Origin of the sequence: Streptomyces lomondensis (genome assembly GCF_014651035.1) — a bacterium.
Lineage (GTDB): Bacteria > Actinomycetota > Actinomycetes > Streptomycetales > Streptomycetaceae > Streptomyces > Streptomyces lomondensis.
The window spans coordinates 687,117-709,269 of the sequence record NZ_BMWC01000002.1 but is presented as its reverse complement, the minus strand read 5'-3'; the positions used below and the strand labels follow the sequence as shown (position 1 = coordinate 709,269).

Genomic DNA, 22,153 nt, shown 5'->3' with positions numbered 1-22,153 from the left:
ATCCTTTGCGGATGCCAAGGCTCAACTTGCTTTCCGCGAACGGGGGTACGGGACGGTGCGGGGGTACGGCTGCCGAGAGGGAGAAGTGATTCAACTCACTGATCACGACCTGGGGCGCAATATCCCGCAAGGGGAATTTGCTTCCTCAATACGGCAAATCGCACATAAACAGCTACGTCCTGGAAAGTCGATATATGTCTGTTGGCGCCCGGCCTGTAACCATGGGCGCTGGAGGTGATCGAAACGTGACCGGATACGCTGACTCGAGTGATGGCAGCGACCTATCGACAATCCGTGTGATCACCGGCAGACACCAGCAGACAGGAGACCCCTCGTGACCGACGTCGGGCCGTTCGGGCTGAGCGTGCGGGACCAGGCTCTGGAAGCCGATGTCCAGGCCGGACTGGCGGCTGTCGAGGAAGGCTTGCTCGAGGCCACCAAGAGTGAGGTGCCCTTCATCACGGAGGCCGCCCAGCACCTGGTGCGGGCCGGTGGCAAACGGTTCCGGCCGCTGCTCGTGATGCTCTCCGCCCAGTTCGGCGACCGGTACGCGCCCGGGATCGTGCCGTCGGCCGTGGTCGTGGAGCTGACCCACCTCGCCACGCTGTACCACGACGACGTGATGGACGAGGCCACCGTGCGCCGCGGGGTGGCGAGCGCCAACGCCCGCTGGGGCAACTCCGTCGCGGTCCTCACCGGCGACTTCCTCTTCGCCCGCGCCTCGCACATCCTGGCCGACCTCGGCCCGGAGGCGGTGCGGGTGCAGGCCGAGGCGTTCGAGCGGCTGGTGACCGGGCAGATCCTGGAGACGGCCGGACCGCAGGACGGCCGGGACCCGGTCGAGCACTACCTGGACGTGCTGGGCGGCAAGACGGGCTCGCTGGTGGCGGTCTCGTGCCGGTTCGGCGCGATGATGTCCGGCGCCGACGAGACGGTCGTGGACGTGCTGACCCAGTACGGCGAGCGGCTCGGCGTCGCCTTCCAGCTCGCGGACGACGTCCTGGACATCGCCTCCGACTCCCACGAGTCCGGCAAGACCCCCGGCACCGACCTGCGCGAGGGCATCCCCACGCTGCCGGTGCTGCGGCTGCGGGAGCGGGCGGCCCGGCTCGGGCTCGCGGACGACATCGCCCTGTGCGAGCTGCTGGACTCCGACCTCACCGACGACGCCCGGCACGCCGAGGCCCTGCGCCTGCTGCGGGCCCACCCGGCGCTGGAGCAGGCCCGGCGGGACACCGTCCGTTACGCCGAGGACGCCCGCTCGGCACTGGCCCCGCTGCCGGAGTGCGCCGCGAAGACGGCGCTGGTGGAGCTGTGCGACGCGGTGGTGCACCGGGCCGGATAGCGGGCGTTTCGCACATGACCCCTACGGGTCGGGGGAGAAGCCGCCCTCTCGTGTCATACCGCAGCAGTACGTGGAGTTGAGCCCGGGGTCTGACGTATGTCCCTGGCCGATTTGGTCAGATGGAAGCCACGGAAAACACCACTCCTCACCTGTTCGGGTGAGAATGGCGGCTCAGGGACGAGTGCGTGGACGACACGGACAGCCGCCGCCGACCACGGAGGTAGGGCACACATGGCACCGTACGCATCCGACGACAACACGACCGCCGGGGAGGTCGACGAGCAGCGCTCCGGGCGCCGCAAAGCCGCTCGGTACGTCGTCCCGGTCACGGTGATGGGGGTGGCCGCCGCGACGATCGGCCTGGTCCCCGCACTCGCCGACTCCGGCGACCCCGACCTCCCGAAGATCACCGCACAGCAGCTCATCGAGAAGATCGCCAAGTCGGACGTCGAGCAGCTCTCCGGCACGGTGAAGATCAGCACGGACCTCGGCCTGCCGAACCTCGGCGGTCTGGAGTCCAGTTTGATGTCCGGCGCCGCGGGCCGGGGCGAGGGCGGCTCCTCCGCCGACCCGACGGCCAAGCTCACCGAACTGGCCTCCGGCACGCACACCCTGCGCGTCGCCGCCGACGGCCCGGAGAAGCAGAAGCTGTCGCTGCTGGAGAACGCCGCCGAGTACAGCGTCATCCACAACGGCAAGGACGTCTGGGGCTACGACAGCAAGTCCAACGAGGTCTACCACGGCACCGTCTCCGAGAGCCCCAAGGGCGACAAGGAGCGGCAGCCGCCGGCCCTGCCGAAGGACTTCGCCGAGGAGGCCCTCAAGGCCGTCGACGACACGACCTCCGTGACCGTGGACGGCACCGCCCAGGTCGCCGGCCGGGACGCCTACAAGCTGCTCATCAAGCCGAAGCAGTCCGGTTCGACGGTCGGCGCGGTCACCGTGGCCGTGGACGCCAAGACCGGTATGCCGCTGAAGTTCACGCTGACCCCGGCGAGCGGCGGCGCCGCCGTCGTCGACGCGGGCTTCACCCAGGTCAGCTTCGCCAAGCCGGCCGCGTCGAACTTCGACTTCACCCCGCCCAAGGGGGCGAAGGTCACCGAGGAGAAGGAGGCCGGCAAGGACTTCGACGAGAAGTCCGACAAGGGCGAGGCGCGCAGGCACGCCCCGAAGTCCGGGGACGACCTCGGCAAGGGCCTCGACGGCATGAAGACCATCGGCGAGGGCTGGAACTCCATAGCCGTCTTCGACACCGGCGGCGAGGGCATGCCCTCCGGCGAGGCCGGCGGCGGCGAGCTCGGCGGCTTCATGGACTCGCTCGGCGACAAGGTCACCGGCAAGTTCGGCTCGGGCACGGTCTTCTCGACCCGCCTGGTCAACGCCCTGATGACGGACGACGGCAAGGTCTACGTCGGCATGGTCACCAAGGACGCGCTCGTGAAGGCGGCCGACGCCGGGAAGTAAGTCCCGTACCCCTGCGGGACGTCGAGAGAACGAGGAAGCCGATGGGCGAACCGTCCGCCACGGAGCCGGAGCACAGCGACGGGGAACCGGTCATCGCCACCCGCGCGCTCACCAAGCGCTACCGCGGCGGACAACTCGCCGTCGACGGTCTCGACCTGACCGTCCCGGCGGGCAGCGTCTTCGGCTTCCTCGGCCCCAACGGCTCCGGCAAGACCACCACCATCCGCATGCTGATGGGCCTCATCGAGCCCACCTCCGGCACGGCGCGGGTCCTCGGGCAGCCCATGCCCCGGGCCACCCGCGCCGTGCTGCCGCACGTCGGCGCCCTCATCGAGGGCCCGGCCCTCTACGGCTTCCTCTCCGGCCGCGACAACCTGATCCGCTACGACTCGGCCGACCCGGCCGCCGATCCGCGCACCCGGCGTTCCCGGGTCGCCGCGGCCCTGGACCGGGTCGGCCTGACGGCCGCCGCGGGCAAGAAGGCCAAGGCGTACTCGCTGGGCATGAAGCAGCGCCTGGGCCTCGCGGCCGCGCTGCTCCAGCCGCGCCGGCTGCTCGTCCTGGACGAGCCGACCAACGGCCTCGACCCACAGGGCATGCGCGAGATCCGCACCCTCATAAGGGAGTTGGCCTCGGACGGCACGACCGTCTTCCTCTCCTCCCACCTGCTCGACGAGATCGAGCAGGTCTGCACGCACGCGGCCGTGATGGCGCAGGGCCGCCTGATCACGCAGGGCCCGGTCGCCGAGCTGGCCGCCGGGGCGCGCGGCCGGCTGGTGGTGACCACGCCGGATCCGGCGGAGGCGGCCCGGGTGCTGAAGGAGCAGGGCGTCGGGGACATCGCCGTCACCGACGACCGGGTGACCGGCGAGCCACCGGACCGCGACCTCGCCGAGGTGAACGCCGCGCTGGTGACCGCCGGGGTCCGGGTACGCGGCTTCACGGTCGAACGGGCCTCGCTGGAGGACGCGTTCGTGGCGCTGACCGGGGAGGGCTTCGATGTCGCGGGCTGAAGTCGCGGGCACCGTACGGCCGGTGAGCCCGCTGTGGACCCTCGGGCTGCTGCGCAACGAGCTCGCCACCACCTTCCGGCGCTGGCGCACCCTCGCGCTGCTGGCCGTGCTGGCGGGCGTGCCGGTCCTGGTCGGCATCGCCATCAAGATCGAGACGAGCGACGGTTCGTCGCCCGGCGGGGGCGGCGGGCCGGCCTTCATCTCGCAGATCACCAACAACGGCCTGTTCCTGGTCTTCACCGCCCTGGCCGCCACGCTCCCGTTCTTCCTGCCCATGGCGGTCGGTGTCGTCGCGGGCGACGCGATCGCCGGCGAGGCCAACGCCGGCACGCTGCGCTATCTCCTGGTCGCCCCGGCCGGCCGCACCCGCCTGCTGCTCACCAAGTACGCGACGGTCGTCCTCTTCTGCCTGGCCGCCACCCTCGTCGTCGCCCTCTCGGCGCTGACGGTCGGCGCGCTCCTCTTCCCCCTCGGCGATCTGACGACCATCTCCGGTACGCGGATCAGCTTCGCCGAGGGCCTGGGCAGAGCCCTGCTGATCGCCCTGGCCGTCGCCGCGTCACTGATCGGCGTCGCCGCGCTCGGCCTGTTCGTCTCGACGCTGACCAACAGCGGCATCGCGGCCATGGCGACGACGGTGGGCCTGCTGATCACGGTTCAGATCCTCGACCAGATCCCGCAACTGCACGCCCTCCAGCCGTACTTCTTCTCGCACTACTGGCTGTCCTTCGCCGACCTGATGCGCGAGCCGGTCTACTGGGACGAGCTGGCGAAAAACCTCGGCCTCCAGGCCCTGTACGCGGCGGTGTTCGGCTCGGCGGCGTGGGCGCGCTTCATGGCCAAGGACATCACCGCGTAGGACTCACTCTCGCCAGGAGTCACCCCGCGCCGGGGCTCACTCCTCGTACAGGAACCGGGCGAGCGGGGCCTCCTGGGCGAAGAACGTCTTCGCGCGGGTCAGCGCCTCGGTGTCGTTCAGCACGTCGCCGGGCTTGCTGCCGTTGCCGAGCAGCACTCCGCCGAAGCGCATCCCCATGTACGCGGCCGAGTTGTTGAGCGTTCCGACCAGCGGGTCGGCGACCACCTGCTCCCGGTGCGCGAGGGCGGTGACGCCCCACAGGGTGCGCCCGGCCAGGGTCTCCTTGAAGTCGAGGCCGGGCGTGCGCAGCCAGCCCGACCAGTAGTCCAGGTAGCGCTTGGTGTGCGCGGAGACCGAGTACCAGTACAGGGGCGAGGCGATCACGATGTCCGTCGCCGCGAGCGTGGCGTCGAGCAGCAGGGCCACGTTGCCCTCGGTCGGCCGGACGTGGTCGCTGTCGTGCCGCAGGTCCTCGAAGTCCGGCACCGGATGCTCGGTGAGGTCGAGCCACTGCTGTTCGACGTCCGGCGGCAGCTGCTCGGCGGCCCGGCGGGCCAGCAGCTCGGTGTTGCCGTCGGCGCGGGCGCTGCCCAGGACGAAGAGGAAGCGGCGGGTCATGGGTGTCCCCCTGAAAGATCGGCGTACGTCAATTACACGCGCTTGCATCATATGCGCGTGCAACCAAATCCGCCAGGGCTGCCCGTCAGCTCCCCATCCGCGCCTCCGCCTCCCGCGCCACGGCCAGCAGCAGCGCCTCCCGCCCGTGGCGGGCCACCAGCTGGAGACCGGCCGGGCAGCCGTCGGCGCCGTAGCCCGCCGGGAGGCTCAGTGCCGGATGCCCGCTGAGGTTGAACGCCCAGGTGAGCGAGGTCGAGTAGCGATTTCCGGGTCCGTCGTGGCCGTGCGGCGCGGTAGGGGCCGTCGGGGTCAGCAGCAGCTCGGCACCGCCGAACAGACGGGCCAGCCGCTGGTTGTTCTCGGCCCGGACAAGGTGGGCTCCGGCGAGGTCGAGGCGGGAGCCGGACGGCGAACCGGGCCCGGCCGGGTCGAGGCCGGACGGCGAACCCCGCCCGCGCAGCGCGAGCCACGCGGGCCCGGGGTCCCTGAGCCGCAGCGGCACCCGTGGCCGTACGAGCCGTACGACACCCGCCGCCACGAGCCGCTCCGCCGCCGACCGGGCGAGGGCGACGGGCTCCGGGTCGGGTTCGGCGAAACCGAGGTCGGGCGACCAGACGGCGGTGACGGGGAGGGGCGGGCAGGTGGCCGTCGGCTCGCCCGACACCACCTGCCACCAGGCGGCCGCGTCCGACGCCGTGCGGGCGAGCACGCCGGGGACGGCGAGACCCGTACGGTCGGCGGAGGGCAGCCGTCCGCCCGTGGTCTTCAGCCCGGTCACCCCGCACCACGCCGCCGGGATCCGCACCGACCCTGCTCCGTCGCCGCCCGTCGCCAGCGGCACCAGACCGACCGCCACCGCCACCGCCGCCCCGGCCGACGAGCCGCCCGGCGTCCGGTCGGCCCGCCACGGGTTGACGGTCCGGCCCCGGGCGCCGAGCCCCCAGGTCTGCCAGGGCGTCCCCGGCCCGGGCACGGAGGTCGCCCCCAAGGCGACGCACCCGGCGGCGAGCAGCGGGCCGGCGGCACGCAGCCCGTTCCGCCCCTTCACGGCGATCGGCACACCGGCCAGCGGCAGCGCCGGACCCGCGGTCCGCCGGTCCAGCAGCCCGTCCACCTCACCGGCCCGCGCCAGCGCCTCCTCCCGCCACACCTCAAGGAACGCGCACAGCTCCGGATCGGCCCGCTCGATCCGCTCCAGCGCCGCCGCGACCACGTCGACCGCGCGCAACTCCCGGGCCCGTACGCCCGCCGCGATCTCCCCGGCCGACAGGGCGAGGGCCGTCAGCGCGCCGCTCCCGTCAGCCGGGCCAGGGCCTCCGTCTCGCGCGGCGGACGGCCCAGCTCGCCGAGCCGCCAGGACGGCACCCACGGCACGCGGTACACGTCGATGGCCGACTCCAGCGACTTGACCCGCTGGGCGAGCGGGCGCGGCAGCCGGCCCGGGGCGTCGGCCACGAGGACGACGGCGTCGAGGTCGAGCCCCGGCGGGGCCTGGCCGCGCCGGAAGAGCTCCACCGCACCGGCGACCGTGTCGAGCCCCGCCGCGTGCGTCCGGGCGACCAGCAGCACCGAGGCGGGGTCGCCGGGCCCGGGCCAGGCGCGGCCGCTGTCATGGCCGCCGTAGACCGCGGCGAGGGTGGAGACGCCCGCGCCGCCGTGCGTGCCGACCCAGGAGAAACGCCGTGCTCCGGCAGGGGCGTGGGCGGGCTCCGGCCACCCCGGCTCGGGTGTCGTCACCGGGCCGCGGATCCAGATCTCCGGTCCCTGTCGCATGCCTGTGTGCATGCCCCTCTCCTCCCTCGTGCTGCCGGTCCTCATGCCATCCGGAACGACCGGAGCCGACGCCCGTGACCCTTGGGACGAGCCTGTGACACCGCGGTGACGTGAGAAACGGGGGCGAGCGGACACACTCGACAGTAGGTGTACGACGCCGAGTGAGGGGACGATGTCTCGACTCAGCCGCGAGAAGAAGCGGGAACAGAAGCAGGCCGCACGCGCGGCGACCCCGGCGGCGCCGATCGACGTCCATGTCCCCGGGGTCCGGACGGACGGCGGAGAGGGAACGGGCGGCGCGTCCGACGGCGCGTCGGTCGGCGGGGTCCCGGTCTTCGCGGCACCCGGAGAGGAGATCCAGCGGGCCGTCCTGAACCGCCTCCACCACATCGCCCTCGCCACCGGCCACCCCGTCCTCGCCACGGTCCGCGACGAGCGCATCGGCTACGTCGTGCCGCTCCAGGTCGACCCGGACGGCTCCAGCCGCTTCACCGCCGAGCCGGTCCGTACGGCCCCGGCGGAGCAGGAGCCCCCTGCGAGCGACAGCGCCACGCATGTCCTGCGTCCCATGCCGGAGTCCGGCCAGGGCGCGGCCCCGACGTTCCCGCTGCGGGCGGTGCCCGAGCCGCAGCCGGCGGACGAGCCCGTACCGACGTTCCAGCTGCGGGCGGCCGTACCGGAAGACGCACCACCGGCTCCGGCCACGCCCCCCGGCACGGTCGCACCCCCCACGGGCGAGTTCGGCCCGCCCCCGCCCATGGACGCGAGGCCGCTGCCTCCCATGGACGTGAGGCCGCTGCCTCCCATGGACGTGAGGCCGCTGCCTCCCACGGACGTGAGGCCGCTCCCCGTCCCCGAAGCCGCACCCGCTGCGGAACCCGAGCCGGTCCCCGACGCGGCGCTGCTCGCCGTCGATCCCGACTCCAAGCCCACGCCCGCGCGCGGCTTCGACGCCGTGGCGGAGGCCGTGCTCGGCGACGAACCCCTCACCGCCCCGGGCGACTCCGCCGCTCCGGCCCTCCTCGCGGAGCCGGTCGCGCGGATCAACGAGGCCGTGAAGGAGGGCCGGATCGACGTGGCGGGCGGGCTGGCGGACCAGACCGTCGCCCAGGCGTCCGGGACGCTGGGGCCGGAGCACCCCGAGGTGCTCCGGCTGCGTGAACTCACCGCGTACATCGCCTACTTGGCGGGCGACCCGCTGCGCGCCTTCCACCTGTCGATCGACCTGGCCCGGGCCTATCGCCGTGCCGGAGACGCGGAGGGCGCCTACGGCAACGTGCGGAGCGCGGCCACCGCCTGGCGCGCGGTGCGCGACCCGGCGCCGGGGCTGGAGCTGGGGCGTGACCTGATCGGCCTGTGGACCGAACTCGCCGCCGAGGACGGCCCGGCCGCCGAGGAGATCGAGGAGCTGGAGTCGGCCCGCGCCCGCATGGGCCGTCTCACCGAACGGGCTCGCCGGCAGTAGCCGCGGGCGTTACTCCGACAGCTCCCACACCGCGTGCGCGACGGCGTCGCTGTTGCGGTTCAGGGCGGTGTCGTCGATGTTGGCGGTGGTGTCGCAGGAGGAGTGGTAGCAGCGGTCGAAGGCCTGCCCGGCCGTGCCGCCCCACTTGGCCGCCTGCGCTGCCGTCTTGGCCCGGCTGGCGCCGGTGAAGAGGCCGCCCACCGGCACGCCCGCGCTCTTGAAGGGCGCGTGGTCGGAGCGGCCGTCGCCCTCGGTCTCGATCTCGGTCGGGACGCCGAGGCCGCCGAAGTAGTCCTTGAAGGTCTTCTCGATCGCCGGGTCGTCGTCGTAGACGAAGTAGCCGGGGTTCGGGGAGCCGACCATGTCGAAGTTCAGGTAGGCGCTGATCCTCGAACGGTCGCCGGTGGCCAGGCGGTTGACGTAGTGGCGGGAGCCGACCAGGCCGATCTCCTCCGCGCCCCACCAGGCGAACCGCAGGTGCTTGGCGGGCTTGTACTGCGCCCGGGACACGGCGAGGGCGGTCTCCAGGACGGCGGCCGAGCCGGAGCCGTTGTCGTTGATGCCGGGCCCGGAGGAGACGCTGTCGAGGTGCGAGCCGGCCATCACGACCTGGTTCGGGTCGCCGCCGGGCCAGTCGGCGATCAGGTTGTAGCCGGTGCGGCCGGAGGCGGTGAACTGCTGGACCGTGGTGGTGTATCCGGCCGCGTCGAGCTTCGCCTTCAAGTAGTCGAGCGAGGCCTTGTAGCCGGGGCGGCCGTGCGCGCGGTTGCCGCCGTTGGCGGTGGCTATGGACTGGAGCTGGGAGAGGTGGGCCTTGACGCCCGCCAGGGGTATGTCCGGCGCGGCGGCCGCTCTGGAGGGAGCGGAGGAGGCGGCGTCGGCCACGGCACCGCCGGCCAGCAGCAGGGCGGTTGCCATGCCGCCCGCGGCGACGGCGCGCGCGGAAACGGAGAGCTTCATGTGGGGGCTCCGAGTTCCTTCGGGAAGCCCGCGGGGTGTCCACAGGCAACCCACAGTGAATGGGGTGCCTGGATGGTGAAGCTGTTACTGACTCTCCGTCAAGATACTGAACCAGACAGGGTGTTGAGGGCACCGGCCCGCCTCACTGCACGCAGAACTCGTTCCCCTCCGGGTCCGCCATCACGACCCACTCGCCGCCCTGCTCCTTCACCCGCCGCAGCGCACTCGCCCCGAGCCCCTCCAGCCGGGCGACCTCCTCCTCGCGCCGCCCCTCGCCCGGGTGCAGATCGAGGTGGAGCCGGTTCTTGGCCGTCTTCGCCTCCGGCACCCGCTGGAACAACAGCCGCCGCCCGAGCCCGGTCCCGCTCTCCTCCTCGAACGGGTCCTCGGGGTGCCGTACGGCGACCAGGTCCCGGAAGGCGCGGCGGCCGTGGAACGCGACCGTGGCCTCCTCCGGCAGGGCGCCGAAGCCGAGCAGCTTCTCGATGAGGGCGCTGTTGTCCTCGACCTCGTACCTCAGGGCGGCGGCCCAGAAGTCGGCCTGCGCGTGCGGGTCGTTGGCGTCGATGACGACCTTCCAGTGCACGGGGGCGGGTGATGCGGGTGTCTGCGTCATGTAACCACTTATACTGGTTAGGTGAGTGGACGCGCAGGGGAAACGCCGGACCGGGCGCCCGGACTGACGCTGGTCTCGTCCGAGGGGAAGCCCTACCGCTTCGACCCCGGCGCCCTGTGCCTGGAGCTGACGACGACCGGCGGCCCCGGCGCCTTCGCGCGCTGGGAGGTGCTGCACGAGCCCGCCGACCTGGTCGCCTGGGCCGGACGCAGCCGTCTTCCGGCCGGGCTGGACCTCACCGTCTCCGCCGAGGAGCTGGAGCGCGCCCGCACCCTGCGCGACGCCGTGTTCCTGCTCGCCGCCGACCGCGCCCACGGCCGCCCGCCGCGGGCCGCCCACCTGGACGCCGTCAACACCGCCGCGGCCGAACCCGCGCTCGTCGCCCGCATAGCGCCGGACGGCAGCCGCGCCTGGGCCCCGGGCGCCACCGGCACCCAGCTGCTCTCCACGGTCGCCCGCGACGCGATCGACCTGTTCACCGGCCCCTACGGCCACCGCGTCCGCGAGTGCGGCGCCCACAACTGCTACCTGCTCTTCGTCGACACCTCCCGCCCGGGCCGCCGCCGCTGGTGCGCGATGGAGCACTGCGGCAACCGCGAGAAGGTCCGGGCGCACCGGGCCAGGACGACACCCCCTAGGACGCCGTAGCCTCCGCGGCCCGCGCCTCCCGGGCGTCGTACGCGGTCCGGGCCGCCGCGATCTCGTCCTGGTGCTTCTCCGTCCAGGTCACCAGGGACTGGATCGTGGTGTGCAGCGTCCGGCCGAGCGAGGTCAGCTCGTACTCGACGCGCGGCGGCACCACCGGGTGCACCGTCCGCTTCACCAGCCCGTCCCGCTCCAGCGAGCGCAGGGTCACCGTCAGCATCCGCTGGCTGATCCCGTCGATCTCCCGGCGCAGCTCGGTGAAGCGCAGCCGCCGGTTCTCCAGCAGCGCGATGACCAGCAGCGACCACTTGTCGGCGATCCGGTCGAGGATCTGCCGGACCTGGCAGTCCTCGCGGGTGTCCCACTGGAAGGGATCGGCGTCGCCGTAGTCGACGGTGCCCTGGCAGTAATTCGGTGACTTCGAAGTGCCTTCTTCCATAATCTGTCGATGCTGCCGCAGGGTGGTCGTGGTTACAAGAGGGAACCGACCCTCGCTTGCGTAACCGATCCCCACCAGAGGAGTGTTGATTCATGGGCACCCGTGCCTGGGCGCTGCTGCTCGTCCTGTGCGGAACGATCTTCCTCGAGGGCATCGACGTCGCGATGATGGCGGTGGCGATCCCGGCCGTCCGCTCCGACCTCGGCCTGACCACCGGCACCGCGGCCTGGGTGATGAGCGCCTATGTGCTCGGCTACGCCGGATTCACCCTGCTGGGCGGCAGAGCCGCCGACCTGCTCGGGCGACGGCGGATGTTCCTGCTCTGGCTGACCGTCTTCCTCGCCTTCTCGGGGCTCGGCGGCTTCGCGACCGAGGGCTGGATGCTGATCGTCGCCCGGTTCGTCACCGGCGTCGCCGCCGCGTTCATGACCCCGGCCGCGCTCTCGCTGATCACCACGTCGTACGAGGAAGGACCGCAGCGCAACAAGGCCCTGCTGGTCTTCGCCGGGACGGGTGCGGCCGGATTCTCCCTCGGCCTGGTGATCGGCGGCCTGCTCACCGAGATCGGCTGGCGCTGGGTGTTCTTCGCGCCCGTGCTGATGGCCGCCGCCCTGCTCGTCCCGGCCGTGCGCCTGATCCCCCGCAGCGACGCCCCGCCGGCCCGCCGGCGTACCTTCGACCTGCCCGGCGCGATCACCGCCGCCGGCGCCATGCTGCTGGCCGCCTACACCGTCGTCCGCCTCGAACACGGCCTGCACGCCTGGCCGCTCACCCTGGCCACCGGCCTCGCGGCGCTGCTCCTGGCCGCCGCCTTCGTCGCGGTCGAACGCCGCTGCCCGGACCCGCTCGTCCGCCTCGGCATCCTGCGCAAGAGCCAGGTCGTGCGCGCCGACCTGGGGGCGCTGCTGTTCCTCGGCGCCTTCTTCGGCTTCCAGTTCGTCGTCACGCTCTACCTTCAGGAACTGCGCGGCTGGTCGTCCCTGCAGACCGCCGTCGCCCTGCTCGTCATGGGCATCGACGCCGTCCTCGCGCCGACGCTCACCCCCAGGCTGGTCGCCCGCTTCGGCAACGCCCGGGTGATCGTCGGCGGTTTCGTCCTGGCCGTGGCCGCCTACGCGCTGTTCCTGCCGGTCGGCATGGACTGGTCCTACGCGATGATGTTCCCGACGCTGCTCCTGTCCGGTCTCGCCTTCGCCCTGGCCTACGGGCCGCTGACGATCGCGGCGACGGACGGGGTCACCGAGTCGGAGCAGGGCCTGGCCGGCGGGCTGCTGACCACCGCCACCCAGTTCGGCTCCGCGATCGGCATCTCGGCGGTGACCGCGGTCTACGGCCTGGCGTCCACCGGGTCCGGCCCGGAGGCCACGCTGTCGGCGTTCCGCGCGGCGCTGACCGTGCCGGTCGTCCTGGTGGCGCTGGGCACGCTGATCTCGGTGGTGAGCGCGCGGGAGGCCCGGCGGGCGGTGCGCAGGGCGTCCCAGGTGAGCAGCGTCAACGCCAGCCACACCAGCGCGAAGCCGGCCCAGCGCTCCGGCGGCATCTCCTCGTGGAAGTAGAGGACGCCGAGCAGGAACTGGAAGACCGGGGTCAGGTACTGGAGCAGGCCGATGGTGGACAGGGGCACGCGGATGGCGGCCGCGCCGAAGCAGACCAGGGGGAGCGCGGTGACGATGCCGGCCGAGGCGAGCAGGGCCGCGTGCCCCACGCCCTCGGTGCCGAAGGTGGCGTCGCCCCGCAGGGTCAGCCACACCAGGAAGCCGAGCGCGGGCAGGAACTGGATCGCGGTCTCGGCGGCGAGCGACTCGACGCCGCCGAGGTTGACCTTCTTCTTCACCAGCCCGTACGTGGCGAAGGAGAAGGCGAGGCAGAGCGAGATCCACGGCGGTTGGCCGTAGCCGACGGTCAGCACGACGACCGCGGCACAGCCGGTCCCGACCGCCGCCCACTGCACGGGCCGCAGCCGCTCCTTCAGCAGCAGCACGCCCATCGCGATGGTGACCAGCGGGTTGATGAAGTACCCGAGCGAGGCCTCGACGACGTGCCCGGAGTTCACGGCCCAGATGTACAGGCCCCAGTTGACGGTGATCACCGTCGCGGCGACCGTGATCAGCCCCAGCCTGCGGGGCTGCCGGAGCAGCTCACCGGCCCAGGCCCAGCGGCGCAGCACGAGCAGTGCGGCGCCCACGAAGACCAGCGACCACACCATCCGGTGGGCCAGGATCTCCAGAGCGCCGGCCGGCTTCAGCAGGGGCCAGAACAGGGGGACCAGCCCCCACATCCCGTAGGCCGCGAAGCCGTTCAGCAGTCCTATGTGCCGCTCACCCCTCGGCTTGCCGGTCACGGGCCCCTCCTTCGCGCGTGGCGTGTTCCGCCCGCACGACGGTAACGCCGAGTGCCCCCGGCTGTCATGCCCGTATCGGCATACGGTCATGACAGCCGGGGGTGGGGTGGCTCAAGGGCCCGCCGGGGGAGTTCAGCCCTTGAGCGCGGTGGCGATGGCCTCGGAGAACGGCGTGGTGGGACGGCCGATCAGTCGGGACAGGTCGCCGGTGGAGACGACCAGCTCGCCCTTCTCGATCGAGGCGTCGACACCGGCGAGGATCTGCGCGAACGGCTCGGGCAGGCCCGCGCCGGTCAGGATGGAGACCAGGGCGTCGGGGGAGACGGCGTTGTAGGCGATCTCCTTGCCGGTCTGCCGGCTCAGCTCGGCCGCGTACTCGGCGAAGCTCCACGGGGTGTCGCCGCCCAGCTCGTACGTCTTGTTCTCGTGCCCCTCGCCGGTCAGCACGGCGACGGCGGCAGCGGCGTAGTCGGCCCGGGAGGCGGAGGAGACCTTGCCCTCGCCCGCCGCGGCGACGACCGCGTTGTGCTCCAGCACCGGGGCGAGGTTCTCGGTGTAGTTCTCGTGGTACCAGCCGTTGCGCAGCAGCGTGGTGGGCACGCCGGAGCCCAGCAGGGCCTCCTCGGTGCCGCGGTGGTCGTCGGCGAGCGCGGCCGTCAGGCTGCCCGGGGCGCTGGTGTAGGCGAGCAGGGCGACACCGGCCGCCGCGGCGGCGTCGATGACGACCTTGTGCTGCCGCACCCGGCCCTTGTCGAACTCGTTGCCGGAGATCAGCAGCACCTTGTCACCGGCGGAGAACAGGCCGTCGAAGGAGGCGGGGGCGTTGTAGTCGGCCAGCGCGATCTGTACACCGCGGTCCGCGAAGTCGGCGGCCTTCTCCGCGTTGCGCACGACCGCGGTGATCTGCTCGGCGGGGACCTTCTCCAGCAGCTGCTCCACGACGTGGCGGCCGAGGTGCCCCGTGGCTCCGGTGACGACGATGCTCATGGTGAAAACTCTCCTTGTGGGGTGCGATGGCACTAACCGTAGGAGGCGCGCTAACTCATGGAAAGTACCCACTTTGAAGTAAGGTACTGGCATGGCAGTAAGTGATGGCGAGGCCCTGTGCCCCTACCGGCTCGTCCTGGAGCACGTCACCAGCCGCTGGGGCGTGCTCGTGCTGATCGAGCTTCTGGACCGCCCGCACCGCTTCAGCGAGCTGCGCCGGGCGATCAGCCACTACGGCGGCCGGGGCGTCAGCGAGAAGATGCTCACGCAGACCCTCCAGACCCTGGAACGCGACGGGCTGCTCCACCGAGACGCCAAGCCCGTCATCCCGCCCCGCGTCGACTACTCCCTCACCGGCCTGGGCCGCGAGGCCGCCGAGCAGGTGCGGGCCCTCGCGCAGTGGACCCACCAGCGCATGGACGACGTGGAGCAGGCGCGCCGGGCATACGACGAGGCCCGGGCCGCTTCCTAGCGGTCCCGGGCCCCTCGGGTGCTGCGGCCGGTCAGCCGACGACCGTCCAGGTGTCGCCGCCCGCCAGCAGCGCGCTCAGGTCGCCCTTGCCGTGCTGCTCGATGGCGGTGTCGAGCTGGTCGGCCATCTGCGTGTCGTAGACCGGCCGGTCGACGGCGCGGAAGACGCCGATCGGGGTGTGGTGCAGGGTGTCCGGGTCGGCGAGCCGCGACAGCGCGAACGCCGTGGTCGGGGACGGCGAGTGCGCGTCGTGGACGAGCACCTGGTCCTCGTTCTCCGGCGTCACCGCGACCACCTTCAGGTCACCGGTCAGCGCGTCCCGTACGACCCCCTTGGCCAGGTCGCCGCCGAAGCGGATCGGCTTGCCGTGCTCCAGCCGGATCACGGCCTCCTCGGCCTGCTGCTTGTCCTTCAGCGCGTCGAAGGCGCCGTCGTTGAAGATGTTGCAGTTCTGGTAGATCTCGATCAGGGCCGTGCCCTGGTGGGCGGAGGCCTGGCGCAGCACCTCCGTCAGGTGCTTGCGGTCGGAGTCCACCGTCCGCGCCACGAACGACGCCTCCGCGCCGATCGCCAGCGACACCGGGTTGAAGGGCGCGTCCAGCGAGCCCATCGGCGTCGACTTCGTGATCTTCCCGACCTCGGAGGTCGGCGAGTACTGGCCCTTGGTCAGACCGTAGATCCGGTTGTTGAACAGCAGGATCTTCAGGTTGACGTTGCGCCGCAGCGCGTGGATGAGGTGGTTGCCGCCGATGGACAGCGCGTCGCCGTCACCCGTGACGACCCACACCGACAGGTCCCGGCGGGAGCTGGCCAGACCCGTGGCGATGGCCGGGGCGCGGCCGTGGATGGAGTGCATCCCGTACGTGTTCATGTAGTACGGGAAGCGGGAGGAGCAGCCGATGCCCGAGACGAAGACGATGTTCTCCTTCGCCAGCCCCAGTTCGGGCATGAAGCCCTGCACCGCGGCGAGGATGGCGTAGTCGCCGCAGCCGGGGCACCAGCGCACTTCCTGATCGGACTTGAAGTCCTTCATCGACTGCTTGCCCTCGGCCTTGGGGACGAGGGAAAGCGCCTCGATGGTGCCCGTGCCTTGCCTGGACGTCTCAGCCATCGATGGCCTCCTTCAGAGCCGCGGCGAGCTGCTCCGCCTTGAACGGCATGCCGTTGACCTGGGTGTACGAGTGGGCGTCGACCAGGTACTTCGCCCGGATGAGCGTGGCGAGCTGCCCGAGGTTCATCTCGGGGATCACCACCTTGTTGTAACGCTCCAGCACCGCGCCCAGATTCCGCGGGAAGGGGTTGAGGTGACGCAGATGCGCCTGCGCGATGGACTCGCCTGCTCTGCGCAGCCGCCGCACCGCCGCCGTGATCGGCCCGTACGTCGAACCCCAGCCCAGGACGAGCGTCCTGGCCTCGTGCGGGTCGTCCACCTCGACGTCCGGGACGTCGATGCCGTCCACCTTCGCCTGCCGGGTGCGCACCATGAAGTCGTGGTTGGCCGGGGCGTAGGAGATGTTGCCCGTGCCGTCCTCCTTCTCGATGCCGCCGATCCGGTGCTCAAGACCCGGCGTGCCCGGGATCGCCCACGGACGGGCCAGCGTCTGCGGGTCCCGCTTGTACGGCCAGAACACCTCGGTGCCGTCGTCGAGCGTGTGGTTCGGGCCCTGCGCGAACTGCACCCCGAGGTCCGGCAACTCCTCCAGGTCCGGGATGCGCCAGGGCTCCGAGCCATTGGCCAGGTAACCGTCGGACAGCAGGAACACCGGCGTCCGGTACGTCAGCGCGATCCGCACCGCCTCCAGCGCGGCGTCGAAGCAGTCCGCCGGCGTACGCGGCGCGACCACCGGCACCGGCGCCTCGCCGTTGCGCCCGAACATCGCCTGGAGCAGGTCCGCCTGCTCGGTCTTGGTGGGCAGACCGGTCGACGGGCCGCCGCGCTGGATGTCCACGATCAGCAGCGGCAGCTCCAGGGAGACCGCCAGGCCGATCGTCTCGGACTTCAGCGCCACGCCCGGGCCGCTCGTCGTCGTCACGGCCAGCGAACCGCCGAAGGCCGCGCCCAGCGCCGCCCCGATGCCGGCGATCTCGTCCTCGGCCTGGAAGGTCCGCACGCCGAAGTTCTTGTGCTTGCTCAGCTCGTGCAGGATGTCCGACGCCGGGGTGATCGGGTACGACCCCAGGTACAGCGGCAGATCCGCCTGCCGGCTCGCCGCGATCAGCCCGTACGACAGGGCGAGGTTGCCGGAGATGTTGCGGTAGACACCCGGCGGGAACGCCGCGGCCGCCGGGGCGACCTCGTAGGAGACGGCGAAGTCCTCCGTCGTCTCGCCGAAGTTCCAGCCGGCCCGGAACGCGGCGATGTTGGCCGCCGCGATGTCGGGCTTCTTCGCGAACTTCGACCTGAGGAACTTCTCCGTGCCCTCGGTGGGCCGGTGGTACATCCAGCTCAGCAGGCCCAGCGCGAACATGTTCTTGCTGCGCTCGGCCTCCTTGCGGGTGAGGTCGAACTCCTTCAGCGCCTCCACGGTCAGCGTGGTCAGCGGCACGGGGTGGACGCTGTAGCCGTCCAGCGACCCGTCCTCCAGCGGACTGGTCTCGTAGCCGACCTTCTGCATCGCCCGCTTGGTGAACTCGTCCGTGTTGACGATCACCTCGGCACCGCGCGGCAGGTCGCCGATGTTCGCCTTCAGCGCGGCCGGGTTCATCGCCACCAGCACGTTCGGCGCGTCACCGGGCGTCAGGATGTCGTGGTCCGCGAAGTGCAGCTGGAAGGACGACACACCCGGCAGGGTCCCGGCGGGCGCCCGGATCTCGGCCGGGAAGTTCGGCAGCGTCGACAGGTCGTTGCCGAACGACGCGGTCTCCGAGGTGAAGCGGTCACCGGTGAGCTGCATACCGTCACCCGAGTCCCCCGCGAACCTGATGATCACCCGGTCGAGACGGCGGACGTCCTTCGCACCCGCCGCTTTGCGCTGCTCTCCTACGACTGCTCCGTCGGCCTGCTCCGCTGGGCTACTGACCTGGCTGGTCACTGAACTGGACCTCCCTCAGAGGCGGCTGTCCGGGACAGGCCTTCCCGCAGGCCTTCCCAGGATCAACCCTACGACCGCAAGGGTCGCCTTCTTCCGGTCATTCGCATGTTGGACACGACTTTGAGACGATTGAGCACCCTGACTCGCATGTCGGGAGTGTCATGAATTGAGGTAGGTCAGCACGGCCAGGACCCGGCGGTGGTCCCCCTCGCTCGGAGACAGCCCCAGCTTGAGGAAGATGTTGCTGACGTGCTTCTCGACCGCCCCGTCGCTGACCACCAGCTGCCGGGCGATCGCCGAGTTCGTCCGCCCCTCGGCCATCAGCCCCAGCACCTCCCGCTCCCGCGGGGTGAGCCCCGCGAGCACGTCCTGCTTACGGCTGCGGCCCAGCAGCTGCGCCACCACCTCCGGGTCCAGGGCCGTACCGCCCTCGGCCACCCGGACCACCGCGTCCACGAACTCCCGCACCTCGGCCACCCGGTCCTTCAGCAGATAGCCGACACCCCGGCTGGACCCCGCGAGCAGCTCCGTGGCGTAGCGCTCCTCCACGTACTGCGACAGCACCAGCACCCCGAGCCCCGGGTGCGCCTTGCGCAGCTGCACCGCCGCCCGCACCCCCTCGTCGGTGTGCGTCGGCGGCATCCGCACGTCGGCGACCACGACGTCCGGCAGCTCGCCCTGCGCGTCCAGCTCCGTGATGGTCTTGATCAGCGCCTCGCCGTCACCGACCCCGGCGACGACCTCGTGCCCGCGGTCGGTCAGCAGCCGGGTCAGGCCCTCCCTGAGCAGCACTGAATCCTCGGCGATGACCACCCGCACCCTGTCCTCCACGATGTTCGGCCCCCCACAGCCCGACGCCGCCCGTCCGCAGCCCACAACGGCTCCGCGCCCACCCGTGCGACGGGTCCAGCATTTCAGCATCCGGGGGTGGATGGGGGTGGGCGACGCGAATCGGATGCGGTGGGCCGGGCTCCGGTGGCCCGGGCTCCTAGGGGGCGGACTTTGCGGGGCTGGGCTTCGGGGGGCTGGACTCTGGGGGCTGGGCTTCGGGGCGTTGGACTCTGGGGGCTGGGCTCCGTGGGGCGGGCTCCGGGGCGCTGGACTCCGGGGGGCCGGACCCGGGGGCTCGTATCTGGCCGATTCGAGTGGCGGGTGGGCGAAAGCCGGGGGCCAGGGGGTTCGCCCCCCGGGCCCGGTCGGACCCCTGGCCCCTTGGCCCCTTGGCCGACCGGTCGGCCAGGTCACGGGGGCCGAGCCTCCGCCGAGGTCACCGCACGTGCTCCCCACGCCACGGCAGCTCCGCCGTCACCCGGGTCGGCCCGCCCGTCGGCGAGTCCACCACCAGGATCCCGTCCACCGCGTCGAGCCGCTCCGCCAGCCCCGCCAGCCCGGACCCCTGGGATATGTCGGCCCCGCCCACGCCGTTGTCCACGACCTGGAGCATCAGCCGGTTCTCCGTCCGCCAGACCTCCACGCCCGCCCAGGTCGCCCGCGCGTGCTTGCTGACGTTCTGGAGCAGCTCCGAGACCGTGAAGTACGCGATCCCCTCGATCGCCGGCGCGGGGCGCTCCGCCAGATCGACCTCGACCCGCACCGGCACCGTGCACCGCGACGCCACCGCCGACAGCGCCGCGTCCAGCCCCCGGTCCGTCAGCACCGCCGGGTGGATGCCCCGGGCCAGGTCCCGCAGCTCCTGGAGCGCCGTCTTCACCTCGCCGTGCGCCTCGTCCACCATCCGCACGGCCGTCTCCGGATCCTCCTGGAGCTTCTCCTTCGCCAGCCCCAGATCCATCGCCAGTGCCACCAGCCGGGCCTGCGCCCCGTCGTGCAGATCCCGCTCGATGCGCCGCAGGTCGGCGGCGGCCGTGTCGACCACGACCCCCCGGTCCGACTCCAGCTCCACCACCCGCGAGGCCAGCCGCGACGGCCCGAGCAGCCCGTGCACCATGAGCCGGTCCACCATCGTCAGCGCCCGCACGATCCACGGCGTGGCGATCGTGAACAGCAGCCCCACCAGCGCCGTCACCGTGATCTCGAAGGGGTTGTCGAGGTAGACCCGGTGTGTCTCGTCGCCGTACAGCTGGACCCCGTCCTGGCCGGCGTACATCGGGAACACCCAGAACCACAGCGGGTACGTCAGCAGCCCCCAGCCCAGCGCCCAGACGTTCACGGTGACGGCGAACGAGAACACCGCCCAGGGCAGATGCAGCACCGCGTACAGCAGGGCCCGCCACGAGGCGCCGCTCTTCAGGACGGCACCCATCCACGCCATGACGCCCGGTTTCCGCATCCGCAGCGGCTCGGGCTCGGCCACCTCCAGGTCCAGCAGCGCCCGCGCCCGCATCCGCTCCAGCGCGCCGAAACCTCGGCAGCCGGCGAGCGCCGCCGCCAGCACCGGTATGCCGAGGAACGTCACCAGCAGGCCCGCCCCCAGCGACACCATCGTGACCGCGTAGGTGAAGAGCAGGATGCTGATCGGCAGGCTGAGCAGCACGTGGCCGAGCTCGCGCCAGGTGCGGCCCTCGACCGGCGCCCGCAGCGCGGCGGGCAGCCGGTGCCGCCGTTCGGTGCTCCCGGGGAACGCGGGCCCGCCGTCGAGCCCGTATCCCTGTCCGTACTCCGTGGCCATCGGTGTCGTCCTTCTCCTCGTCCTACGGCTGTTCCCTCGTACCTCCACCCTGCTGCGCCGCAGGTCGGCGGACCATGGAGTCCGTCGGCGTCTTGAGCGGGGGGTTTTCCCTACCTCCGGACTTCCGGCCCGTTCGACAGCGTCAGGCGTCCGTGCGGTCGCGCCACGGCAGCTCCGCCGTGACCGTCGTCGGGCCGCCCTCGGGCGACTCCAGGACGAACAGGCCGTCGACGGCGTCCAGCCGGTCGGCCAGACCCTTCATCCCCGTACCGCCGTCGAGGCTCGCGCCCCCGCGGCCGTCGTCCCACACCTGTATGAGGAGCCGGTCGTCCGTCCGCCACACATCCACCGACGCGGACTTCGCCCGGCTGTGCTTGCTGACGTTCTGGAGCAGCTCCGAAACGGTGAAGTAGGCGATGCCCTCGATGGCCGCTGCCGGACGCGCGGGCAGGTCGACCGACACCTTCACCGGGACCGTGCAGCGCGAGGCGACCGAGGACAGGGCCGCGTCCAGGCCGCGGTCGGTCAGGACCGCCGGGTGGATCCCGCGGGCCAGGTCCCGCAGCTCCTGGAGCGCCAGCTTCACCTCGCCGTGCGCCTCCTCGACCATCGTCGCCGCCGCGTCCGGGTCCTCCAGCACCTTCTCCTTGGCCAGGCCCAGACCCATGGCCAGATTGACCAGCCGGGCCTGCGCCCCGTCGTGCAGATCCCGCTCGATGCGCCGCAGGTCGGCGGCGGCCGTGTCGACCACGACCCCCCGGTCCGACTCCAGCTCGGCGATGCGCCGCTCCAGCTCGTCGGAGGGCGACAGCAGCCCGCGCACCATGGCCCGGTCGGCGTTGGTCAGGCCCCGCGCGATGAACGGCAGCACCGGCCACAGCACGAACAGCGAGGTCAGCGTGACGGTGAAGGTGAGGACGCCCCACGGCAGCCGGATGAACTCGTACAGGACCGTGCGCCAGCCCACCGGGTCCTTCAGCTGCATCCACAACCGCTGGAAGAAGCCGCCCCCGCCGCGCAGCCGCAGCCGGCTCGGCTCGTCCACCCGCACCCCGAGCAGTGCCCGGGCCCGCGCCCGCTCCATCCTGCCCAACTGCCGCGCGCCCATGAGTCCGGCCGCGAGCAGCGGGAACCCGACCACTGTGACGGTCAGGCCGAAACCGGTGAACAGCACCGTCACGACGTAGGTGAAACCGAGCAGCGCGACCGGAAGGTTGGCCAGCAGGTGCGCGATCTCTTTCCAGGTGTGCCGGTCGTAGGCGAGACGGGCCGGCGGCGGACGGTCGTCCTGCCCGGCCGCCGCCGTGGCCTCTTTCGTGCCCGGGGACGGGAAGCGTTGGGTCATATGCGTTAGCGTGCCGGGCGGCGGGCAGCCGCGCCATGAGGTGGACCGCCAGGATCACCTGAGGAAAACCCCACCCCCGCATGCCAGGGCGTGACGGGCTGCTTACCCTGCCTTTATCAGGGCCTAGACTCCCGTGCGTACAGATCGTCG

20 protein-coding genes and 1 pseudogene are annotated in these 22,153 nt (G+C 71.9%); 8 read left to right on the top strand and 13 right to left on the bottom strand.

Annotation, left to right across the window (positions count from 1 at the left end; all coding sequences use genetic code 11):
• Positions 1–334 precede the first annotated feature (334 nt).
• The 4 genes from IE255_RS10675 to IE255_RS10660 all read left to right on the top strand — a co-directional run bounded on the left by IE255_RS10675 (position 335) and on the right by IE255_RS10660 (position 4,681).
• Positions 335–1,345 carry a polyprenyl synthetase family protein gene (locus IE255_RS10675; protein ID WP_190049921.1) on the top strand — a complete coding sequence of 337 codons (1,011 nt, stop codon included), beginning with the start codon at positions 335–337 and terminating at the stop codon, positions 1,343–1,345.
• Positions 1,346–1,576: 231 nt separating this feature from the next.
• The gene (locus tag IE255_RS10670) at positions 1,577–2,809 is read left to right on the top strand and encodes a LolA family protein (protein ID WP_190049920.1); all 1,233 of its coding nucleotides are present in this window, start codon (positions 1,577–1,579) and stop codon (positions 2,807–2,809) included.
• A gap of 41 nt (positions 2,810–2,850) precedes the next feature.
• Positions 2,851–3,822, top strand: a complete 972-nt coding sequence (locus IE255_RS10665) for an ABC transporter ATP-binding protein (protein ID WP_190049919.1) — start codon at positions 2,851–2,853, stop codon at positions 3,820–3,822.
• Positions 3,809–4,681 (top strand): ABC transporter permease, encoded by an 873-nt coding sequence (locus IE255_RS10660; protein ID WP_190049918.1) that lies wholly within the window; start codon positions 3,809–3,811, stop codon positions 4,679–4,681. Before IE255_RS10665 ends, IE255_RS10660 begins: the two co-directional genes overlap by 14 nt.
• Positions 4,682–4,717: 36 nt before the next feature.
• On the opposite strand, the gene IE255_RS10655 is transcribed toward IE255_RS10660, so the two are convergent.
• The 3 genes from IE255_RS10655 to IE255_RS10645 all read right to left on the bottom strand — a co-directional run bounded on the left by IE255_RS10655 (position 4,718) and on the right by IE255_RS10645 (position 7,084).
• On the bottom strand, positions 4,718–5,299 hold the full coding sequence (locus IE255_RS10655; protein ID WP_190049917.1) for a flavodoxin family protein: 582 nt from the start codon (positions 5,297–5,299) through the stop codon (positions 4,718–4,720).
• A gap of 85 nt (positions 5,300–5,384) precedes the next feature.
• On the bottom strand, positions 5,385–6,527 hold the full coding sequence (locus tag IE255_RS10650) for an amidase (RefSeq protein WP_229906350.1): 1,143 nt from the start codon (positions 6,525–6,527) through the stop codon (positions 5,385–5,387).
• A 53-nt stretch (positions 6,528–6,580) separates the two neighbouring features.
• Entirely contained in the window at positions 6,581–7,084 is a 504-nt protein-coding gene (locus IE255_RS10645; protein ID WP_190049916.1) for a DUF6668 family protein, read from the bottom strand.
• A 160-nt stretch (positions 7,085–7,244) separates the two neighbouring features.
• On the opposite strand from IE255_RS10645, the gene IE255_RS10640 reads away from it, so the two are divergent.
• Positions 7,245–8,537: a tetratricopeptide repeat protein gene (locus IE255_RS10640; protein ID WP_190049915.1), complete on the top strand. Its 1,293-nt coding sequence runs from the start codon at positions 7,245–7,247 to the stop codon at positions 8,535–8,537.
• A 9-nt stretch (positions 8,538–8,546) separates the two neighbouring features.
• On the opposite strand, the gene IE255_RS10635 is transcribed toward IE255_RS10640, so the two are convergent.
• Complete coding sequence (locus tag IE255_RS10635; RefSeq protein WP_190049914.1) at positions 8,547–9,497, bottom strand: M28 family metallopeptidase; 951 nt, start codon at positions 9,495–9,497, stop codon at positions 8,547–8,549.
• 142 nt (positions 9,498–9,639) lie between these two features.
• A complete protein-coding gene (locus IE255_RS10630; protein WP_190049913.1) occupies positions 9,640–10,113 on the bottom strand; it encodes a VOC family protein in 474 nt (157 codons plus the stop codon).
• A gap of 21 nt (positions 10,114–10,134) precedes the next feature.
• Between IE255_RS10630 and IE255_RS10625 the strand changes: the two genes are divergently transcribed.
• Positions 10,135–10,761, top strand: a complete 627-nt coding sequence (locus tag IE255_RS10625) for a CGNR zinc finger domain-containing protein (protein WP_190049912.1) — start codon at positions 10,135–10,137, stop codon at positions 10,759–10,761.
• On the opposite strand, the gene IE255_RS10620 is transcribed toward IE255_RS10625, so the two are convergent.
• A complete protein-coding gene (locus IE255_RS10620; RefSeq protein WP_190049911.1) occupies positions 10,748–11,197 on the bottom strand; it encodes a winged helix-turn-helix transcriptional regulator in 450 nt (149 codons plus the stop codon). The two genes, IE255_RS10625 and IE255_RS10620, sit on opposite strands and share 14 nt — an antisense overlap.
• 92 nt (positions 11,198–11,289) lie before the next feature.
• Here IE255_RS10620 and IE255_RS10615 point away from each other — a divergent pair.
• A pseudogene (locus tag IE255_RS10615) lies at positions 11,290–12,444 on the top strand (MFS transporter); the annotation flags it as partial.
• A gap of 80 nt (positions 12,445–12,524) precedes the next feature.
• Here IE255_RS10615 and rarD read toward each other — a convergent pair.
• Both rarD and IE255_RS10605 read right to left on the bottom strand, forming a co-directional pair.
• On the bottom strand, positions 12,525–13,538 hold the full coding sequence (gene rarD, locus IE255_RS10610) for an EamA family transporter RarD (RefSeq protein ID WP_308280909.1): 1,014 nt from the start codon (positions 13,536–13,538) through the stop codon (positions 12,525–12,527).
• A 132-nt stretch (positions 13,539–13,670) separates the two neighbouring features.
• Positions 13,671–14,525 carry an SDR family oxidoreductase gene (locus IE255_RS10605; protein WP_190049910.1) on the bottom strand — a complete coding sequence of 285 codons (855 nt, stop codon included), beginning with the start codon at positions 14,523–14,525 and terminating at the stop codon, positions 13,671–13,673.
• Between the two features lie 91 nt (positions 14,526–14,616).
• On the opposite strand from IE255_RS10605, the gene IE255_RS10600 reads away from it, so the two are divergent.
• A complete protein-coding gene (locus tag IE255_RS10600) occupies positions 14,617–14,997 on the top strand; it encodes a winged helix-turn-helix transcriptional regulator (protein WP_190049909.1) in 381 nt (126 codons plus the stop codon).
• A 31-nt stretch (positions 14,998–15,028) separates the two neighbouring features.
• Here the strand turns inward: IE255_RS10600 and IE255_RS10595 are convergent, their stop codons facing one another.
• The 5 genes from IE255_RS10595 to IE255_RS10575 all read right to left on the bottom strand — a co-directional run bounded on the left by IE255_RS10595 (position 15,029) and on the right by IE255_RS10575 (position 22,003).
• The gene (locus IE255_RS10595) at positions 15,029–16,108 is read right to left on the bottom strand and encodes a 2-oxoacid:ferredoxin oxidoreductase subunit beta (RefSeq protein WP_190049908.1); all 1,080 of its coding nucleotides are present in this window, start codon (positions 16,106–16,108) and stop codon (positions 15,029–15,031) included.
• Positions 16,101–18,029: a 2-oxoacid:acceptor oxidoreductase subunit alpha gene (locus IE255_RS10590; RefSeq protein ID WP_190049907.1), complete on the bottom strand. Its 1,929-nt coding sequence runs from the start codon at positions 18,027–18,029 to the stop codon at positions 16,101–16,103. Before IE255_RS10590 ends, IE255_RS10595 begins: the two co-directional genes overlap by 8 nt.
• Positions 18,030–18,188: 159 nt before the next feature.
• Complete coding sequence (locus IE255_RS10585) at positions 18,189–18,848, bottom strand: response regulator transcription factor (protein ID WP_502961627.1); 660 nt, start codon at positions 18,846–18,848, stop codon at positions 18,189–18,191.
• A 448-nt stretch (positions 18,849–19,296) separates the two neighbouring features.
• Positions 19,297–20,658: a sensor histidine kinase gene (locus tag IE255_RS10580; protein WP_190049906.1), complete on the bottom strand. Its 1,362-nt coding sequence runs from the start codon at positions 20,656–20,658 to the stop codon at positions 19,297–19,299.
• Positions 20,659–20,800: 142 nt separating this feature from the next.
• Positions 20,801–22,003 carry a sensor histidine kinase gene (locus IE255_RS10575; RefSeq protein WP_190049905.1) on the bottom strand — a complete coding sequence of 401 codons (1,203 nt, stop codon included), beginning with the start codon at positions 22,001–22,003 and terminating at the stop codon, positions 20,801–20,803.
• Positions 22,004–22,153 lie beyond the last annotated feature (150 nt).

Bases quoted from the DNA above. Each gene is read 5' to 3' on its own strand.
- IE255_RS10670 (WP_190049920.1), top strand. From the start codon at position 1,577: ATGGCACCGTACGCATCCGACGACAACACGACCGCCGGGGAGGTCGAC.
- IE255_RS10645 (WP_190049916.1), bottom strand. From the start codon at position 7,084: ATGCACACAGGCATGCGACAGGGACCGGAGATCTGGATCCGCGGCCCG.
- IE255_RS10630 (WP_190049913.1), bottom strand. From the start codon at position 10,113: ATGACGCAGACACCCGCATCACCCGCCCCCGTGCACTGGAAGGTCGTC.
- IE255_RS10605 (WP_190049910.1), bottom strand. From the start codon at position 14,525: ATGAGCATCGTCGTCACCGGAGCCACGGGGCACCTCGGCCGCCACGTC.
- IE255_RS10575 (WP_190049905.1), bottom strand. From the start codon at position 22,003: ATGACCCAACGCTTCCCGTCCCCGGGCACGAAAGAGGCCACGGCGGCG.
- IE255_RS10635 (WP_190049914.1), bottom strand. From the start codon at position 9,497: ATGAAGCTCTCCGTTTCCGCGCGCGCCGTCGCCGCGGGCGGCATGGCA.
- IE255_RS10600 (WP_190049909.1), top strand. From the start codon at position 14,617: ATGGCAGTAAGTGATGGCGAGGCCCTGTGCCCCTACCGGCTCGTCCTG.
- IE255_RS10660 (WP_190049918.1), top strand. From the start codon at position 3,809: ATGTCGCGGGCTGAAGTCGCGGGCACCGTACGGCCGGTGAGCCCGCTG.
- IE255_RS10620 (WP_190049911.1), bottom strand. From the start codon at position 11,197: ATGGAAGAAGGCACTTCGAAGTCACCGAATTACTGCCAGGGCACCGTC.
- IE255_RS10655 (WP_190049917.1), bottom strand. From the start codon at position 5,299: ATGACCCGCCGCTTCCTCTTCGTCCTGGGCAGCGCCCGCGCCGACGGC.
- IE255_RS10640 (WP_190049915.1), top strand. From the start codon at position 7,245: ATGTCTCGACTCAGCCGCGAGAAGAAGCGGGAACAGAAGCAGGCCGCA.
- IE255_RS10580 (WP_190049906.1), bottom strand. From the start codon at position 20,658: ATGGCCACGGAGTACGGACAGGGATACGGGCTCGACGGCGGGCCCGCG.
- IE255_RS10665 (WP_190049919.1), top strand. From the start codon at position 2,851: ATGGGCGAACCGTCCGCCACGGAGCCGGAGCACAGCGACGGGGAACCG.
- IE255_RS10595 (WP_190049908.1), bottom strand. From the start codon at position 16,108: ATGGCTGAGACGTCCAGGCAAGGCACGGGCACCATCGAGGCGCTTTCC.